This is a genomic window from Pseudonocardia hispaniensis, from assembly GCF_042658695.1.
GTDB classification, from domain to species: domain Bacteria; phylum Actinomycetota; class Actinomycetes; order Mycobacteriales; family Pseudonocardiaceae; genus Pseudonocardia; species Pseudonocardia hispaniensis.
Map to the genome: position 1 here is coordinate 43,930 of NZ_JBHSQW010000011.1, position 14,952 is coordinate 58,881.

Genomic DNA, 14,952 nt, shown 5'->3' on the forward strand with positions numbered 1-14,952 from the left:
CTGGAATGTTCGACACCGTCCTGATCGCCAACCGCGGCGAGATCGCGGTGCGGGTGATCCGCACGTTGCGCGCCATGGGCATCCGGTCCGTGGCCGTGTACTCCGACGGCGACACCGCCGACGCGCCCCACGTCGCCGCCGCCGACGCCGCCGTCCGGATCGGCCCGGCCGCCGCGGCCGCGAGCTACCTGTCGATCCCGGCCGTCATCGCCGCGGCGCGGGCGACCGGGGCGCAGGCCATCCACCCCGGATACGGCTTCCTGTCCGAGAACACCGCATTCGCGGCCGCGTGCGAGGAGGCGGGGATCGTCTTCGTCGGCCCGCCGGCCGCCGCGATCGAGGCGATGGGCGACAAGATCCGCGCCAAGGCGACCGTCGCCAAGGCGGGCGTCCCGGTCGTCCCGGGTTCCGACGGGGCGGGGCTGTCCGACGCGGAGCTCGCGCTCGCCGTCGAGGAGGTCGGCTTCCCGGTGCTGCTCAAGCCGAGTGCCGGTGGTGGCGGCAAGGGCATGCGCGCGGTGTACGAGGCGGGCGAGCTGGCGGACGCGATCGCGAGCGCGCGCCGCGAGGCGCGCGGCTCCTTCGGCGACGACACGCTGCTGGTCGAGCGGCTGGTCACCGCGCCGCGGCATATCGAGATCCAGATCATGGCCGACACCCACGGCAACGTCGTGCATCTGGGCGAGCGCGAGTGCAGCCTGCAGCGCCGCCACCAGAAGATCATCGAGGAGGCGCCGTCGGCGCTGCTCACCCCCGCGCAGCGGGACCGGATGGGGGCCGCGGCGGTCGAGGCGGCCCGCGCGGTCGGTTACACGGGCGCGGGCACCGTCGAGTTCATCGTCGGTGCCGAGAACCCCGACGAGTTCTTCTTCATGGAGATGAACACCCGGTTGCAGGTCGAGCACCCGGTCACCGAGGCCGTCACCGGGCTGGACCTGGTGGAGCTGCAGCTGCGGGTCGCCGCGGGCGAGCGGCTGCCGATCACGCAGGACGACGTCATGCTGCGCGGGCATGCCATCGAGGCTCGGATCTACGCCGAGACCGCGTCGATCATCGATGGCGCCGCCGTCTTTCTGCCCACCGGCGGCCGGATCCTCGCGCTGCGTGAGCCGACCGGTCCGGGGATCCGGGTCGACTCCGGTATCGCGCAGGGCGGGGTCGTCGGTTCGGACTACGACCCGATGCTCGCCAAGGTGATCGCCCACGGCGCCGACCGGGACGAGGCGCTGCGCCGGCTGGACACTGCGCTGGGCGACACGGTCCTGCTCGGGCTGGGCACCAACACCGGTTTCCTGCGCGCGCTGCTCGCCGATCCCGATGTCCGCGCCGGGCGGTTGGACACCGGGCTCGTCGGTCGCCGGATCACCGATCTCGTGGCCGACGAGCTGCCCGACGATGTGCCGGTGGCCGCGGCGCTGCACAGCCTGGCGCGGCTGGAGCCCACCGGGCCGGTGGTCGATGCCTTCGACATCCCGGGCGGCTGGCGGATCGGTGAGCCGGCCGCGACCATCTGGCAGATGCTCGTGGCCGGGCACGAGCCGGTGGAGGTACGGGTCCGCGGCCGCGCCCACGCCGCCGAGGCCTCCGTCGCCGGCGCCCCCTTCCGCCCCGTGAGTGGGACACAGTGTTCTGACCCTGTTTCTCCCTCACAACACCTTGTGACCTGGGGAGACGTCACGAGGGCCTATAGGGTGGCGCAGGACGGGGCCACGCTGTGGCTGGCCCGGGACGGGCAGGCGTGGGCCGTTCGTGAACAGCAACCGCTCGAGGCCGCCCGACACGCCGAGGACGCCTCGGGCGGGCCCGTGCTCTCGCCCATGCCCGGCACGGTGACCGTTGTCGAGGTCGCCGAGGGTGACCACGTCGTCGCAGGTCAGCGGCTCGTCGTCGTCGAGGCGATGAAGATGGAGCACGTGCTCACCGCCCCGGTCGACGGAGTGGTCCGCGAGCTGCGCGCCCATCCGGGCCGAACGGTCGCCAAGGACGCCGTGCTGGCCGTCGTCGAGCACATCTCGGAAATGGAGTGATCATGGACTTCGAGCTCAGCCCGGAGCAGGAGGCGCTGCGGGCGACCGTCGAGCAGTTCGCGCACAAGGAGGTCGCCCCGGTCATCGGCGAGTACTACGAGCGCTGCGAGTTCCCCTACGACCTCGTGGCGAAGATGGGCGCGATGGGCCTGTTCGGGCTGCCCATCAGCGAGGAGTACGGCGGGATGGGCGGGGACTACTTCGCGCTGTGCCTGGCCCTCGAGGAGCTCGCCAGGGTTGACTCCTCGGTGGCGATCACCCTGGAGGCCGGGGTCTCGCTGGGCGCCATGCCGATCTACCGCTTCGGCACCGACGTGCAGAAGCGCGAGTGGCTCCCGGCGATGGCCGCGGGCGAGAAGCTGGGCGCGTTCGGCCTCACCGAGCCCGGCGGTGGGTCCGATGCCGGTGCTACCCGGACCACCGCGCGGCTCGAGGGCGACCACTGGGTCATCAACGGCTCCAAGGCGTTCATCACCAACTCCGGCACCGACATCACCTCGGTCGTCACCGTCACCGCCATCACCGGCGAGCGGGAGGGCGGCCGACCGGAGATCTCGGCGATCATGATCCCGGTCGGAACCCCCGGTTTTCGGGTGTCGAAGAAGTACTCGAAGGTCGGCTGGAACGCCTCCGACACGCGCGAGCTGTTCTTCGACGACTGCCGGGTGCCCGCGGCGAACCTGCTCGGCGAGCGCGGCCGCGGCTACGCGCAGTTCCTGTCCATTCTCGACGAGGGCCGGATCGCGATCGCGGCGCTCTCGGTCGGGCTGGCGCAGGGCTGTGTCGACGAGTCGGTGCGCTATGCCAAGGAGCGTGAGGCCTTCGGCCAGAAGATCGGCACCTACCAGGCGATCCAGTTCAAGATCGCCGACATGGAGGCCAGGGCGCACACCGCACGGCTGGCCTACTACGCCGCCGCGGCCAAGATGCTGCGCGGCGAGCCGTTCAAGAAGGAGGCGGCCATCGCCAAGCTGGTCTCCTCGAACGCGGCGATGGACAACGCCCGCGACGCCACCCAGATCTTCGGCGGCTACGGGTTCATGAATGAGTACCCGGTCGGCCGCTTCTACCGCGACGCCAAGATCCTCGAAATTGGTGAGGGCACCTCCGAGGTGCAGAAGATGCTGATCGCCCGGCAGCTGGGCCTCTAGCCGGGAGGGTCCGCGCCCGCGGCTCCTCGGCCCAGGACGGGGGCACGAGATGCGCGACCGGACCCGAGCGGAGGGGTGGCGATCGCTGGACCGCCGCAGCCGTTGCGTGCTGGCCTGCACCCTGTCGGCGAACGCGCTGGTGTTCTTCGACCAGACCGCGGTGACCGTCGCGCTGCCGGCGATCGGCCGGGAGTTCGGGGCGCAGCTCGACGAGCTGCAATGGACGATCACCGGCTACCTGTTGGCGATGGCCGTGTTCATGGCGGTCGCGGGCAGGCTGGCCGATCACCGGGGACGGCGGGAGGTGTTCCTGGGTGGGCTGGTCGTCTTCGGGCTGGGCTCGGCGCTGTGTGCGGTGGCGCCGACGTTCGGGCTGCTGCTCGCGGCCCGGTTCGTCCAGGGCATCGGGGCGGCGATCGTCCAGCCGCTCGCGCTGGGCAACACGACCAGCGCCGTCGGCGACGAGCGGCGCGGCTGGGCGATCGGGGTGCTGTCCACCGGAGGTACCGCGCTGCTCGTGCTGGGTCCGTTGCTCGCCGGGGTGGTGCTGACGATCGGCTGGCGATGGCTGTTCGTGGTCAACCTTCCTGTGGTGATGGCCGCGCTGGTGCTCGGCCGGCGCTACCTCATCCCCTCGCGGGAGCCGGTGGCGCAGCCGGTCGGCTGGGCCGGGGTCGGGCTGCTGCTGGCGGGCCTTGCCGCGCTGGTCGTCGGGGTCGTCGGGGTCGCGGATCTCGGGTCACTGGCGATTGCGCCGATCGCGGGCGGGATGGCCGTGCTCGGGCTGTTCGGGTGGAGCCAGCGGCGCAGCCGGTATCCGGTGCTGGATTTCCGGCTGTTCGGCGACCGGATGCTGGCCGGTTCGGTCGCCGCGTTGTTCGCCATCCAGTTCGCGGTCTTCGGCGTCACCGTGTCCCTGGCGCTGTACCTGCAGCACGGGCTGGGGCTCGACGCCCTGAGGACCGGGGTCGTCATCGCTGTGGCCGGGCTGGGCACGCCGCTGCTGTCGATCCGCACCGGGCGGCAGGCTGATCGGCGCGGGCCGCGGGCGCTGGTGCTGCCGGGGCTGGTGCTGGCCGCGGCGGGCCTCGCCGCGCTGGGCTGGGCCGCCGCTCTCGGCGGGGTGGTGGCGCTGGTCCCGGGGCTGCTGGCGCTCGCGCTGGCTCGGCCGATGGTGTTCACCCCGGCCAGCATCGGGCCGCTGCGCACGCTTGGCACAGCGCACCGGGCGTTCGCGGCGAGCGTGGTCACCGAGGCGCGCCAGCTCGGCGCGGTGCTCGGCGTGGCGCTGACGACCACCGCGTCGATCGCCGCGCACGGCCGGATACTCGTCGACGGCGACCGCGGGCTGGTCGACGGCTTCCGCGCCGCGGTGTTCGTCGCCGCGGCGGTCTGTGCGGCGGCGGCCCTGTTGGTGTGGCGGTGGATGCCCGCGTGTGCGTCACCGGGGCGGAGCGGTACGGTCCCGCTCGACGACCGGGAGGAGCCGACGGTGGCGAGTTGGGACGATCTGGTGTCCTACGTTCGAGTTCGATACGAGATCATGCGCGCCCAGGGCGACGAGCTGTGGTTCAACCTCCCCACCACCGGCGACCGGACGCAGCTGGTCGTGGTGCGGAAGGTGACCGGAGACGACGGCCACCCGTGGGCGCAGATCGCCTCGCCCGTGGCCCGGGCCGCTGACATCGACCTGGCCCGGCTGCTCGAGCTGGCCGGGGACTCGGTCGTCGGTGGTGTCGCCTCGACCGAGGGCGTGGTGGTGTTCCGGCACTCCATCGCGCTGGAGGAGCTCGACCTGGACGGGTTCGAACGTCCGTTCCGGATCGTCGTCGAGATCGCTGACCGGCTCGAGGAGACGCTCACCGGCGCGGACGTGCACTGAGCGAGGCCGAACGCGGGGGCGGGCGCCGGGCGGTCAGGTGGCCGCGCCGGCGCGGAGCACGCCAGGCCGTTCGGCTATCGACTGGAGTTCGGTGAGCGTCGGATAGCCCTCGGCGAGGAGCGCGACATCGGTCCCCGGCTCCGGGGCCTCGGCCGGTTCGTCCACCGATGCGTGCAGCGCGCCGTGCGGATCGCCGTCGCGGTGCACCACCCGGACCTGGACCGCGCCGAAGCGGCTCAGCCGCGCCTCGCGCAGCTCGCCCAGCTGCGCCACCGGGCGGTCGGGCACGTTGAGCGAGAACACCGTGCCCGGTTCCCTGGTCAGCAGGAGCTCGATCACCTCGGGCAGCACGTGCGCGACCGCGTCCCAGTGCGGGTTCTCGGGCATCCACAGACCACTGTCGAGGGACACGGCGAGGCCGTGCCAGCCGTGCAGGCCGGCGGTCAGCGCGGCGCCGACGGTGCCGGAGTGCAGGACGGCACGACCGACGTTGGCGCCGATGTTGATCCCGGACAGCACGATCTCGGGCTTCGGGTCGAACCACCCGCGGCCTGCCGCGTGCACGATGAACGCGGGATGCGCCTCGACGCCGAACGCCGGGACGCCCGGCAGCCCGGGGAGCTCGCGTGGATGCACGGCGGTGCCATCGCCGTTGCGGATCGACAGAACGGAGCCGCCGACCCCACTGGAGTCGGTGTGCGGCGCTGCCACCGTCACGTCGAGTCCCGCGTCGCGGGCGGCGGCGGCCAGCTTCCACAGCCCCGGCGAGTCGATTCCGTCGTCGTTGGTGATCAGAGCGCGGCGGCGGTTGTCGTCCACGGGCTCCACGGTAGGCGAGCGGGACGGTTGTGGCTCCCGGTCGAGAGCCGCCCCACGAGGGCCGCTCTCCGGTCAGTTCAGATACGCCCGCAGCGCCCTGGCCGCCGTCCGCAACTGATCGAACTCGGCCACCGTCACCGGGGAGCCCGGCTCGGCCGCCGCCGCGGCGACGTACCGGTCGAGCAGCCGGGCGCCATCGAGCCAGCGGCCCAGCTCGCCCTGCACCCGGGCCAGGTCGATGAGCAGGGCTATCTCCTCGGGATGCGCCGGGCGCAGGGCGAGCCGCATCCGCAGTACCCAGTCCAGGTCGCCGGGCCGTCGCCGATGCCGGTAGATCACCCGCAGGTTCTCCAGCATCCGGGTGAGGATCTGCCGGTTCGTGGAGCGCGCGAGCAGCCGAGGCCCGAACGGGACCTCGGGGCCCGCGCCGGTGACGTCGCGAAACAGCGTCTCGCAGGCGGCCTCGTCGAGTCGCCGGCCGCCGGCGAACACGTCGAGATGCTGGCTGCTGCCCGCGGGGCGGACCAGGAAGTGGCCGGGCATGCCGACCCCCTCCAGCTCGATTCCCGCCCGGCGTCCCACCTCGATGGCCACCACGGCCAGCGTGATCGGGATCCCGGTTCGGCGGGTCAGCACGTGGGGCAGCAGCGAGTTGCGCGGGTCGTAGTACGCGGTGGCGTTCCCCGCGAAACCGGCCTCGGTGAACAACCGGTGCAGCAGCCCGTCGAGCGAGGTGACGCCCTTGGCCAGCCGGTCGAGTTCGGCGAGCCAGGGCGCGGGGTCGAGGTCGGGGTCGGCGCCCGCGGCGATGGCGAGCGCTCCCTCGTCCAGCGCCGGCTCCGGCGCGGCGACCAGGGCGGCGAAGCGTTCGACCGGGTCCATCCGCTCATCGTGCTCGCTTCGACGGCCGAATGCTGCCAATGGCACGGTCCGTCGGGGCCCGATGGTGTGGCAGGGTGGCGAGGTCGGCACAGGTGCGGCCAGCCGGCCGCTCCACATCGAAGTCGAAAAAGGGGGAGCGACGTTGCGTGTCCTCAGCGGGATCGAGGAACTCCGTGCGGCCGCGGGATCCGAACTCGGGAAGAGCGAGTGGCTCACCGTCGAGCAGTCCAAGATCGACCTGTTCGCCGATGCGACCGAGGATCATCAGTGGATCCACGTCGATGCCCAGCGCGCCGAGGACGGACCGTTCGGGGCAACGATCGCCCACGGCTTCCTGACGCTGTCCCTGCTCCCGGTGTTCGTCAGTCAGGTCTACAAGATCGAAAACGTCAGGATGGGCGTCAACTACGGGTTGAACAAGGTGAGATTCACCTCTCCGGTGAAGGTCGGCAGCCGGATCCGGGGCAGCATCGAGCTTGTCGACATCGCCGACGTGGACGGTGGCGTGCAGCTGACGAACAAGGTCACCGTGGAGATCGAGGGCGCCGAACGCCCGGCGCTCGTCGCGGAGTGGCTGACGCGTCAGTATCTCTAGCACGGTGGAAGAAGGAGAGAAGCATCGATGCGTGATGCGGTCATCTGTGAGCCGTTGCGAACTCCGGTCGGCGGGTTCGGCGGGTCCCTGCGCGACGTCCCGGCCCAGGAGCTCGCGACGACGGTGATCACGGCGCTGCTGGCGCGCACCGGGATCCCGGCGGAGTCGGTGGACGACGTGCTGCTCGGCCACTGCTATCCGACGATGGACGCGCCGGCGATCGGCCGGGTCGCCGCGCTGGATGCGGGCCTGCCGGTGACCGCGACCGGGCTGCAGATCGACCGGCGGTGCGGCTCGGGTCTGCAGGCGGTGATCTATGCGGCGATGCAGGTGCGGGCCGGCGATTCGGACGTGGTACTCGCCGGCGGCACGGAGTCGATGTCCAACGCGTCCTTCTACTCCACGTCGATGCGCTGGGGGGCCAAGGGTGGGCCCGGGGTGATGCTGCACGACTCGCTGGCCCGCGGGCGGGTGACCGCGGGCGGAGTCAGCCACCCGGTGCCCGGCGGGATGCTCGAGACCGCGGAGAACCTGCGCCGGGAGTACTCGATCCCACGTCAGGAGCAGGACGAGTACGCCGTGCGCAGCCATCAGCGGGCGGCGGCCGCCGCCGCGGAGGGCCGGTTCGCCGACGAGCTGGTCCCGGTGACCGTCAAGGGTCGCAAGGGCGACGTCGTGGTCGATCGCGACGAGCACATCCGTCCGGACTCCACGGTCGAGACCCTCGCCGGGCTGCGCCCCATCCTCGGCCGTGACGACCCCGAGGCGACCGTGACCGCGGGCAACGCGAGCGGGCAGAACGACGGCGCCGCAGTCTGCATCGTGACCCATCCGGCGAAGGCCGAGCAGCTGGGGCTGCGTCCGCTGGCGCGGCTGGTGTCCTGGGGCGTGGGCGGCGTTGCGCCCGCGACGATGGGCATCGGGCCCGTGCCCGCGGTCGCCCGTGCCCTGGCCGCGGCCGAGCTCGAGCTCAAGGACATGGACCTGATCGAGCTGAACGAGGCGTTCGCCGCGCAGGTGCTGGCGTGCACCCGCGAGTGGGGGTTCACCCCGACCGACTTCGACCGGATGAACGTCAACGGGTCGGGGATCTCGCTGGGGCACCCGGTCGGTGCCACCGGCGGGCGGATCCTGGCCACCCTGACCCGGGAGATGGCCCGCCGCGGCGTCCGCTACGGCCTGGAGACCATGTGCATCGGCGGCGGGCAGGGCCTCGCCGCGGTGTTCGAGCGGACCCGGTGAGACAGTCGCTGTCTCACATGTGCAACACGGCTTGAAACATCTCCTCTCGGCGGACGAAATGGTGGGTGAGGCGCCGTTCGCCGAGGGGAGCCGCAGAGATGTCCGCCGTTGCCGCCGAACTGACGGGTCGAGATCTGGGGCTGCTGCGCGCCGTCGCGGCAGGCCGTTGCACCTTCAGCCGGTCGTGTGAGCCGGTGTTGCTCGTCGACAACGTTCCGTGCGCCGATTTCACCGCAGCCCACAGGCTCATCGCCGCCGGGCTCGTTGAGGTCCCCTTCCCCGATGGCGCGCCCGCTCCCGCCGTCCTGACCCCGTTCGGGCGCTCCGCCGTGGAGCCTCGCCCCGTCTCCTGAGCCTGGCCGGCCCGGGCGTGGCGCCGTTGCCGTGCCCGATCCGGTCTCAGTGCAGCTCGCCGGACTCCGCGGCGAGGCGGGCCCGTTCCCGCTCGCGGGACGCGATGATCTCCTTCTCCGCGTCGGCCCGGCCGACCCAGGTGGCGCCCTCGACGCTCTTGCCCGGCTCAAGGGTCTTGTAGATCTCGAAGAAGTGCTGGATCTCGGCCCGGTCGAACTCGGGCAGGTGGTGGATGTCGCGCAGGTGCTCCAGGCGTGGGTCCTCGGCGGGCACACACAGCACCTTGTCGTCACCGCCCTTCTCATCCTTCATCCGGAACATCCCGATGGCGCGGGCCCGGATGAGGCAGCCGGGGAACGTCGGCTCCTGGACGAGCACCATGGCATCCAGCGGGTCGCCGTCCTCACCCAGCGTGTTCTCGATGAAGCCGTAGTCGGCGGGGTACTGGGTCGCGGTGAACAGCGTTCGGTCAAGACGGATCCGGCCGGTGAGATGATCGACCTCGTACTTGTTCCGGCCGCCCTTGGGGATCTCGATGGTGACGTCGAAGTCCACTGTGTGAGTACTCCTGATAATCGGTAGAGGCGCGCGAGAGCGGGTGCCGAGCGGCACCGTCGCCGACGTCTAGTGTGGGGGACCGCGTGCCGGTGCGGGCCGTCGAGGGGTCTACGTCACGGGCGATGGCCGACGAGTTGAACCTGGAGGGGCCGGTGGGATTCGGACAGCGGATCGGCAGCACGCTCCGCGTTCCGGGCCGCGGCACGCGGCGCGCCGTCGTCATCCTGCTGGTGTTCGCGCTGGCGGGTGCGACCGGCTCCGCCGTTGCGCTCTCGGCACCCTCCCTCGTCGCCGGGCTGGGGCTCGGTGACGGCAAGGGGGCGGCCGCCGCGCTGCCCGCCCCGGTGCGTGTGCTGGGGCCGCTGCCCGCCGATGCGCCGCTCCCGACCGCCGCCGGGCTGACCGCGACGCTCGGCCCGCTCGCCGGTGCCGCCGCCGTCGGCACCCTCGCGGCCGTCGTCCTCGACCCCGCCAACGGCGCCACGCTGTGGCAGCAGAGCCCGGACAAGGCTCTCGTGCCGGGCTCGGTGGCCAAACTCGTCACGGCGGCGGCGGCGCTGCTGACCCTCGACTCGACCAGTCGCCTCTATACCAGGGTCGTGGCCGGGCCCGCCCCCGATTCGGTCGTCCTTGTCGGCGGGGGTGACCCGACGCTCACCGCGTTGCCCGCCGGCCGCGACTCGGTCTATCCGCAGCCGTCCCGGCTCGACGACCTGGTCACGGCGGTCCGCACGGCGCTGCCCGGTCAGAAGATCCGCAAGGTGTTCATCGACACCAGCCGCTACACCGGCCCGGTGCTGGCGGAAGGCTGGCTGCCCGCCGACGTACCCGGCGGGTACGTCGCCCCGATCGTGCCGCTGATGCTCGATGGTGGCCGCGCCGATGCGACCCTGCAGGACGGCCCGCGCGTCAACCGTCCCGCATTCGCCGCCGGACAGGCGTTCGCCGTGAAGCTCGGGGCCGACCCGAGCGCGGTGTCCGAGGCTGTCGCCGCGCCGAACGCGCGGGTGCTCGGCTCGGTGGCCTCGGCGCCGGTCGCCGATCTCGTCGAGCACATGCTGCGCACCTCGGACAACGTGCTCGCCGAGGCGCTCGCCCGGGAGGTCGCGATCGACCGTGGCGGCGAGGCGTCGTTCACCGGAGCGGCCGGGCAGGTAGCGGCGGCGCTCGCCCAGGCGGGGTTCGACCCGGCCGGGGCCACGCTCGTGGACGGCAGTGGGCTGTCCACGGCCGATCGGGTGCCGCCGAAACTGGTCGGCGCACTGTTGTCGGCCGCCGCGGCGCCTGCCCAGGGCCCTCGTGACACCCAGTTCCTGCGGCCGCTGCTGACCGGGCTGCCGGTCGCGGGCGGCGACGGCACGCTCGACGACCGGTTCGAGGATCCCCGGTCCACCGACGGGCGCGGCGTCGTGCGCGCGAAGACCGGCACCCTGACGGCGGTGAGCAGTCTGGCGGGTGTCGTCACCGACGCGGACGGACGACTGCTGGTGTTCGCGTTGATCTCCAACGGGGAGTCACCGGCGAGTGTTCGACCCCAACTCGACGCGATCGCCGCCGCGCTCAGCCGTTGCGGATGCCGATGAGTGCGTAGCCTCGGGTGGGTGCAGTACCGACCCCGGGGTCCCGTTGACGCCCCGTCCGCGCCCGAGACGGAGCGCGGCCTGCCGGTGAACTGGGACCTTGCTCGCCGCACGGCCGCCCGGCTGGTCCAACCGGGCCCGCCGACGACTCGTCGCGAAGCCGAGCAGCTCGTCGATCGGCTGCGGGCCGATGCCGTCGTCGCCGAGGGCCTGGTCCGCGAGGTCACCGGTCTCGGCGGTGGGTTGCCGCTGCGGTCCGCGGACGTCGTCGACCGCCCGGCCTGGGCGGCCGCGGCCGTCGACGGGATGGCGGCACTCACCGCGGGGGCCCGGTTACCCCGGACGCCCCAGGTCGCCCGCGTCATCACCGGCACGACGACCGCTCTGCAGGTCGGCTCGGTGCTGGCTTATCTGGGTGGCCGGGTGCTCGGTCAGTACGACCCGTTCGGCGGCGCCGAAGGCGGCGGCAGGCTGCTGCTGGTCGCCCCGAACGTGCACGCCGCGCAGCGTGCGCTCGATGTCCCCGCCGCGGACTTCGGGTTGTGGGTCTGCCTGCACGAGGCGACCCACCGGCTCCAGTTCACCGCCGTGCCCTGGCTGCGGGACTTCTTCGCCGCCGAGATCGGACGGTTCCTGTCGGTCGCCGACGGCGGTGCCGGGGGTCTGTTCGCTCGGCTGCCGGACGCGCTGCGCGGCCTCAAGGAGTCCGGCGGCGACGTGCTGGCGCTGGTCGAACTGCTGCAGGGCCCCGAGCAGCGCGAGGTGCTCGACCGGCTACTCGCGCTCACCACCCTGCTGGAGGGCCATGCCGACCACGTGATGGACGCCGTCGGCCCGGAGGTGGTGCCCAGCGTGGTGACGATCAGGGAGCGGTTCACCGTCCGTCGCCGCGGCGGGGGGCTGCTCGACCGGACCCTGCGCGCGCTGCTCGGTGTGGAGGCGAAGGTCAAGCAGTACGCCCGGGGTTCCGCGTTCACCAGCTACGTCGTACTCGCTGTCGGCATGGAGGGCTTCAACCTGGTGTGGGAGTCGCCCGAGACACTCCCCACCCGCGCCGAGTTGGCCGATCCCGCGGCGTGGGTTCGTCGCGTGGCCTAGCTGTAGCGACCCACCATGTTGGTGACAGGTTGGTCCGGCGTGGTGGGACAACCTCGACGGCTCGCATGACGTTTGCGGGGGACGTCCTCGTAACCTCGGCGCATGAGCCGGCGTCCGGACCCCGACCTCACCGCGGTGCGGCTGGCGGTGCGCCGGGGCCTCGCCGCGCTGCCCGCCGCGACGCGGGCGGCGCCGCTCGTCGTCGCCTGTTCGGGCGGGGCCGACTCGCTGGCGCTGGCCTTCGCCGTCCGCGCGTTGTGCCCGGACCGGATGCGGGTCGTGATCGTCGATCACGGGCTGCAGACCGGTTCGGCGGAGCGGTCCGCCGACCTGGCGGCGCTGCTGGTGGCCCGGGGCGTCCCCGCGGCGGTCCGGACCGTCACGGTCGAGGGGCCGGGCGGAGTCGAGGCCGCCGCCCGGCGGGCCCGATACGCCGCGCTCGCGGCCGCGCGTCCGCATCCCGACTCGCCGGTACTGCTCGGCCACACGCTGGATGACCAGGCCGAAACCGTCCTGCTCGGCCTCGGCCGGGGCTCCGGGCCGCGTTCGATCGCCGGGATGCGGTCCTGGGACCCGCCGTGGGCACGGCCGCTGCTCGGGGTGCGCCGTGCGGTCACCCAGGCGGCCTGCCGGAGCCTCGACGTGCCGGTCTGGGACGATCCGCACAACCGCGACCCGCGGTTCACCCGGGTCCGGTTGCGCCACGAGGTGCTGCCGCTGCTGGAGGACGTGCTCGCGGGCGGGGTGGCGGAGGCACTCGCCCGCACCGCCCACCAGCTTCAGGAGGACGGCGAGGCGCTCGATGCCTGGGCCGCCCGGGTGGGTGCCGCTGCGCGCGCCGCGGTCGTCACGGGGGCCGGACTGCGGGCGCGGGATCTCGCGCCCGTGCCGCCCGCGATCCGCAGGCGAGTGCTGCGCGACTGGCTGCTCGACGCGGGCGCCAAGGAGCTCACCGACGGGCATCTGCGCTCCGCGGATGATCTCGTCGGCCGCTGGCGCGGGCAGGGCGGGGTCGCGCTCCCGGGAGGTTTGGAACTGGTTCGCCGAGATGGCACGCTTCTGTTGCGCCGGACCGAGGCGCCGTCCGGCGGTTGAGGGCGGAGCCGACGTCCGGTCGTCCGCACTGATCGCTGGGCCCGTGGGTCCCGTGCAGAGGAGGCCGCCCCTTGTACCACGGGGATATCGCGTCCGTTCTGGTGACCGAGCAGCAGATCCGGGACAAGACCACCGAGCTGGCCGAGCTCATCGGGCGCGACTACGCGGTGGATTGCGACGGGTTCGGCTTCGACTCCGATCTGCTGATGGTCGGGGTGCTCAAGGGCGCCGTGATGTTCATGACGGATCTGGCCCGCGCCCTGCCGGTGCCGGTTCAGCTGGAGTTCATGGCGGTGAGCTCGTACGGATCGGCCACGTCGTCGTCGGGGGTGGTCCGGATCCTCAAGGACCTCGACCGGGACATCTCGGGCCGCAACGTGCTGATCGTCGAGGACATCATCGACTCGGGTCTCACGCTGTCGTGGCTGCTGAAGAACCTGGAGTCACGCAACCCCGCGTCGCTGGAGGTCTGCACGCTGCTGCGCAAACCGGACGCGATCAAGGTCGACCTGCCGGTGAAGTACGTCGGGTTCGACATCCCGAACGAGTTCGTCGTCGGCTACGGGCTGGACTACGCCGAGCGCTACCGCGATCTGCCGTACGTCGGCACGCTCTCCCCGGCGGTCTATGCCTGAGCCGGCGATGGGCCCGGCGCCGTGGGTCGGCAGCGGGCCCATCGGGGCGGTCGGGGATCAGCCGGGCAGCGGCAGCCCGGCAGCCGGGAGGGGCAGCGCCAGCGGGGCGAACGGCTCGGTGCCCGCCACCAGTTGGACGTAGCCGACGGTGCCGTACTGGTTGGCGTAGGCGAGCGCACGGCTGATGTCGGCGAGGCCGTTACTCAGCGGCAGCGGCGCGAGGTTGAGCGTCGAGAGGACGCCGACGGCACGGCCCTGGTCGTCGAGGAACGCGCTGCCGGAGTCACCGGGGACGCCGGGGCTCGCGGTGTAGACCTCGTGCCCGAAGCCGCCCCCGACGTCGCCCGCGCTGATCCCGGCCTTCGGGTTGAGGGCACCGACACCGGCGCGCAGCGGCGAGTTGCCGTACGAGTAGACCCGGGTGCCCAGGGGCAGCCCATCGACGTTGACGCCGGTCGGGCCGCCGAAGAACGGGACCGACGGGTTGACGTTCGCCGCATCGGCGGGGTCGATCTCCACCAGCGCGAAGTCGTTGAACGCGCAGGTGTCGGGGTCGGTCTCCCCGCGGGCCTGCATCGTCAGCCACGAACTGTAGGCAAGGGTGCCGCGCACGGCAGCGCCCTCGATCTCGACCTCGGTGCCCAGCGGCATCGACGCGGAGTCGCAGCCGTTGGTCTCGGTGGCCTGGCCGGTGCCGGCACAGTGCGCCGCCTGGCCGATGAACGTCCGGTCCCCGTCGGTGAAGACGAAGTTGCTCGTGCAGGTCCCGCCGCCCGCGGTGATGGTCTGCACTCCGGGGTGGATCGCCGCGCTTGCGGCGGGAGCCCACCGCGATGAGCTGGGCTGCGGCGGTGGGGAGGCCGCCGGATCCGCGGTCGCCGTGGCCGGCAGCGCCACCGCCGCCGCGACCACCACGCCGACGGTGGCGGCCGCAGCCGCCATTGCGCCCAGCCGGACTCCAAACCTCAGGCCCATCTACTCCCCCGCCGCCGTGGACGGGGACGAGCCCGCCCAGCTGATGTCAGTCGTGCCGT

General features: G+C 72.5%; 14 protein-coding genes. 10 read left to right on the forward strand and 4 right to left on the reverse strand.

The window, feature by feature from the left end; all coding sequences use genetic code 11:
- Positions 1-5: 5 nt before the first annotated feature.
- The 3 genes from ACFQE5_RS05675 to ACFQE5_RS05685 are packed head-to-tail and all read left to right on the forward strand — an operon-like array spanning position 6 to position 5,060.
- On the forward strand, positions 6-2,027 hold the full coding sequence (locus ACFQE5_RS05675; RefSeq protein ID WP_379583554.1) for an acetyl/propionyl/methylcrotonyl-CoA carboxylase subunit alpha: 2,022 nt from the start codon (positions 6-8) through the stop codon (positions 2,025-2,027).
- Positions 2,028-2,029: 2 nt separating this feature from the next.
- Entirely contained in the window at positions 2,030-3,178 is a 1,149-nt protein-coding gene (locus ACFQE5_RS05680) for an acyl-CoA dehydrogenase family protein (protein ID WP_379583556.1), read from the forward strand.
- Between the two features lie 49 nt (positions 3,179-3,227).
- Positions 3,228-5,060: an MFS transporter gene (locus tag ACFQE5_RS05685; RefSeq protein WP_379583558.1), complete on the forward strand. Its 1,833-nt coding sequence runs from the start codon at positions 3,228-3,230 to the stop codon at positions 5,058-5,060.
- A gap of 33 nt (positions 5,061-5,093) precedes the next feature.
- Here ACFQE5_RS05685 and surE read toward each other — a convergent pair whose 3' ends face one another.
- Together surE and ACFQE5_RS05695 are read right to left on the reverse strand one after the other, a co-directional pair.
- On the reverse strand, positions 5,094-5,879 hold the full coding sequence (surE, locus tag ACFQE5_RS05690; RefSeq protein ID WP_379583560.1) for a 5'/3'-nucleotidase SurE: 786 nt from the start codon (positions 5,877-5,879) through the stop codon (positions 5,094-5,096).
- 72 nt (positions 5,880-5,951) lie between these two features.
- On the reverse strand, positions 5,952-6,761 hold the full coding sequence (locus ACFQE5_RS05695; RefSeq protein ID WP_379583562.1) for a SirB1 family protein: 810 nt from the start codon (positions 6,759-6,761) through the stop codon (positions 5,952-5,954).
- A 142-nt stretch (positions 6,762-6,903) separates the two neighbouring features.
- Here ACFQE5_RS05695 and ACFQE5_RS05700 point away from each other — a divergent pair, with 142 nt between their 5' ends.
- The 3 genes from ACFQE5_RS05700 to ACFQE5_RS05710 all read left to right on the forward strand — a co-directional run bounded on the left by ACFQE5_RS05700 (position 6,904) and on the right by ACFQE5_RS05710 (position 8,951).
- Positions 6,904-7,356: a MaoC family dehydratase gene (locus ACFQE5_RS05700; RefSeq protein ID WP_379583564.1), complete on the forward strand. Its 453-nt coding sequence runs from the start codon at positions 6,904-6,906 to the stop codon at positions 7,354-7,356.
- A gap of 27 nt (positions 7,357-7,383) precedes the next feature.
- Complete coding sequence (locus ACFQE5_RS05705; protein ID WP_379583566.1) at positions 7,384-8,598, forward strand: acetyl-CoA C-acetyltransferase; 1,215 nt, start codon at positions 7,384-7,386, stop codon at positions 8,596-8,598.
- Positions 8,599-8,696: 98 nt separating this feature from the next.
- Positions 8,697-8,951, forward strand: a complete 255-nt coding sequence (locus ACFQE5_RS05710) for a hypothetical protein (RefSeq protein WP_379583568.1) — start codon at positions 8,697-8,699, stop codon at positions 8,949-8,951.
- Between the two features lie 46 nt (positions 8,952-8,997).
- On the opposite strand, the gene ACFQE5_RS05715 is transcribed toward ACFQE5_RS05710, so the two are convergent.
- The gene (locus ACFQE5_RS05715; RefSeq protein WP_379583570.1) at positions 8,998-9,507 is read right to left on the reverse strand and encodes an inorganic diphosphatase; all 510 of its coding nucleotides are present in this window, start codon (positions 9,505-9,507) and stop codon (positions 8,998-9,000) included.
- 125 nt (positions 9,508-9,632) lie between these two features.
- Here ACFQE5_RS05715 and dacB point away from each other — a divergent pair, with 125 nt between their 5' ends.
- The 4 genes from dacB to hpt all read left to right on the forward strand — a co-directional run bounded on the left by dacB (position 9,633) and on the right by hpt (position 13,918).
- Positions 9,633-11,093 (forward strand): D-alanyl-D-alanine carboxypeptidase/D-alanyl-D-alanine endopeptidase, encoded by a 1,461-nt coding sequence (dacB, locus tag ACFQE5_RS05720; protein WP_379583572.1) that lies wholly within the window; start codon positions 9,633-9,635, stop codon positions 11,091-11,093.
- A gap of 18 nt (positions 11,094-11,111) precedes the next feature.
- Complete coding sequence (locus ACFQE5_RS05725; RefSeq protein ID WP_379583576.1) at positions 11,112-12,188, forward strand: zinc-dependent metalloprotease; 1,077 nt, start codon at positions 11,112-11,114, stop codon at positions 12,186-12,188.
- A gap of 102 nt (positions 12,189-12,290) precedes the next feature.
- Entirely contained in the window at positions 12,291-13,283 is a 993-nt protein-coding gene (gene tilS / locus ACFQE5_RS05730; protein ID WP_379583578.1) for a tRNA lysidine(34) synthetase TilS, read from the forward strand.
- A gap of 71 nt (positions 13,284-13,354) precedes the next feature.
- A complete protein-coding gene (hpt, locus tag ACFQE5_RS05735; protein ID WP_379583580.1) occupies positions 13,355-13,918 on the forward strand; it encodes a hypoxanthine phosphoribosyltransferase in 564 nt (187 codons plus the stop codon).
- 57 nt (positions 13,919-13,975) lie between these two features.
- Here hpt and ACFQE5_RS05740 read toward each other — a convergent pair whose 3' ends face one another.
- Entirely contained in the window at positions 13,976-14,893 is a 918-nt protein-coding gene (locus tag ACFQE5_RS05740) for a serine protease (RefSeq protein WP_379583583.1), read from the reverse strand.
- Positions 14,894-14,952 lie beyond the last annotated feature (59 nt).

Excerpts from the sequence above, each read along its gene's own strand:
- ACFQE5_RS05675 (WP_379583554.1), top strand. The coding sequence starts at position 6 with ATGTTCGACACCGTCCTGATCGCCAACCGCGGCGAGATCGCGGTGCGG.
- ACFQE5_RS05680 (WP_379583556.1), top strand. The coding sequence starts at position 2,030 with ATGGACTTCGAGCTCAGCCCGGAGCAGGAGGCGCTGCGGGCGACCGTC.
- ACFQE5_RS05685 (WP_379583558.1), top strand. The coding sequence starts at position 3,228 with ATGCGCGACCGGACCCGAGCGGAGGGGTGGCGATCGCTGGACCGCCGC.
- ACFQE5_RS05695 (WP_379583562.1), bottom strand. The coding sequence starts at position 6,761 with ATGGACCCGGTCGAACGCTTCGCCGCCCTGGTCGCCGCGCCGGAGCCG.
- ACFQE5_RS05705 (WP_379583566.1), top strand. The coding sequence starts at position 7,384 with ATGCGTGATGCGGTCATCTGTGAGCCGTTGCGAACTCCGGTCGGCGGG.
- ACFQE5_RS05710 (WP_379583568.1), top strand. The coding sequence starts at position 8,697 with ATGTCCGCCGTTGCCGCCGAACTGACGGGTCGAGATCTGGGGCTGCTG.
- dacB (WP_379583572.1), top strand. The coding sequence starts at position 9,633 with ATGGCCGACGAGTTGAACCTGGAGGGGCCGGTGGGATTCGGACAGCGG.
- tilS (WP_379583578.1), top strand. The coding sequence starts at position 12,291 with ATGAGCCGGCGTCCGGACCCCGACCTCACCGCGGTGCGGCTGGCGGTG.
- ACFQE5_RS05740 (WP_379583583.1), bottom strand. The coding sequence starts at position 14,893 with ATGGGCCTGAGGTTTGGAGTCCGGCTGGGCGCAATGGCGGCTGCGGCC.